We start from the raw sequence: 1,879 nt of genomic DNA on the forward strand, positions 1-1,879 counted from the left end.
CCCTCCCCGCGGGCCTGGATGCCGCCGCCCCGGCCGCCGCCCGCCCAGGCCCCGTCGAGGTTGTCGCCGGTCAGGCCCAGGGCGGTGGCGAGCGAGCCGCCGGGGACGGCGAGGGCGGCGGTCAGGGTTCCGTCGGCGATCCGGGGCAGCAGGGCGGCCCGCTGCCCGGGGGTGCCGAGCGCGGCGATCAGGGGTGCGGTGAGGGCGGCGGTGGCGAGCAGCGGCGAGGGCAGCAGCGCCCGCCCGGTCTCCTCGCAGGCGAGGGCCAGCTCGGTGGCCGTGCAGCCGGCCCCGCCGTACTCCTCGGCGAGCGCGAGGCCCGGCAGCCCGAGGTCCTCGGCGAGCCTGCGCCACAGGGCCGGGTCGTAACCCTCGGCGGTGCCCACGGCGGCGGGGATCGCGTCGGGTCCGCCGTGCCGGGCGAGCAGTTCGCGCAGCGTGCGGCGGATCTCGTGCTGTTCCGCGGTGAGGGCGGCGTCCATCTGCGGGCTCCTTCCACCCGGGGGCCGGCGGCCCCCCGATCTGACGATCCGTCATATTAGGTAGGGGGGACGGGAATTCCCAGAGTCGCGCATGCACGCGGGGCGAGGAAGGCATCGCGCACGCCCGGTTGCGACACCCCTTATCTGATGTACCGTCAGATTCATGTCTTCCTCCGCCCCGCGTCCCTCCCGCCGTCCGCGCAGGGTCGCCGTCGTCGGCGTGTCGCTCGCGGACTGCGGTCGCGTCGACGACGCCACGCCGTACGCCCTGCACGCCCAGGCCGCCCGTCGCGCGCTCGCCGACTCCGGCCTGGACCGCGCGGTCGTCGACGGCTTCGCCTCGGCCGGGCTCGGAACCCTCGCCCCGGTGGAGGTCGCCGAGTATCTGGGACTGCGGCCGACCTGGGTCGACTCGACGGCGGTGGGCGGCGCGACCTGGGAGGTGATGGCCGCCCACGCGGCGGACGCCATCGCCGCGGGCCGGGCCCGGGCCGTGCTCCTCGTCTACGGGTCCACCGCCCGGGCCGACATCAAGGCGGGCCACCGCACGTCGAACCTGTCGTTCGGGGCGCGGGGGCCGGCGCAGTTCGAGGTGCCGTACGGGCACAGCCTGATCGCCAAGTACGCGATGGCCGCCCGCCGCCACATGCACACGTACGGCACGACCCTGGAGCAGCTCGCCGAGGTGGCGGTGACGGCGCGGGCGAACGCGGCGGCGAACCCGGAGGCGATGTTCCGGGAGCCGATCACCGTGGACGACGTGTTGTCGGGGCCCATGATCGCGGACCCGTTCACCAAGCTGCACTGCTGTATCCGCAGCGACGGGGGCTGCGCGGTGCTGCTTGCGGCCGAGGAGTACGTCCCCGACACGGCGAAGGCGCCGGTGTGGATCCTGGGGACCGGGGAGCACGTCTCGCACGCCACGATGTCCGAGTGGGAGGACTTCACGGTCTCCCCCGCCGCCGTCTCCGGCCGCCTGGCCTTCGAACGGGCCGGGGTGCGCCCGGCCGACATCGACCTGGCCGAGATCTACGACGCGTTCACGTACATGACGCTGGTGACGCTGGAGGACCTGGGTTTCTGCGCGAAGGGCGAGGGCGGCGCGTTCGTCGAGAAGGGCCGCACCGGCCTGCGCGGCGAGCTCCCGGTGAACACGGACGGCGGCGGCCTGTCCGCCTGCCACCCCGGGATGCGCGGACTGTTCCTGCTGGTGGAGGCGGTACGGCAACTGCGCGGCGAGGCGGGACTCCGGCAGGTGCACAAGGCCGGGGGCGCACTGCCGGAGCTGGCGGTTGCGTCGGGGACGGGCGGCTGGTTCTGCGCGTCGGGGACGGTGGTGCTGGGGCGGGGGTGAGAACGTCCAGCCCCGGTCGGAGCCCGCCACCCCGCCCCAGCAC

General features: G+C 75.1%; 2 protein-coding genes. One reads left to right on the top strand and one right to left on the bottom strand.

The window, feature by feature from the left end; translation table 11 throughout:
* Positions 1–482, bottom strand: a 482-nt coding sequence (locus JS521_RS35440) for an acyl-CoA dehydrogenase family protein (protein WP_205086957.1), incomplete at its 3' end; no start/stop codon positions are given.
* Positions 483–645: 163 nt separating this feature from the next.
* Between JS521_RS35440 and JS521_RS35445 the strand changes: the two genes are divergently transcribed.
* Positions 646–1,836: a thiolase C-terminal domain-containing protein gene (locus tag JS521_RS35445; protein ID WP_205086958.1), complete on the top strand. Its 1,191-nt coding sequence runs from the start codon at positions 646–648 to the stop codon at positions 1,834–1,836.
* Positions 1,837–1,879 lie beyond the last annotated feature (43 nt).

Origin of the sequence: Streptomyces durocortorensis (genome assembly GCF_016901035.1) — a bacterium.
GTDB lineage: Bacteria > Actinomycetota > Actinomycetes > Streptomycetales > Streptomycetaceae > Streptomyces > Streptomyces durocortorensis.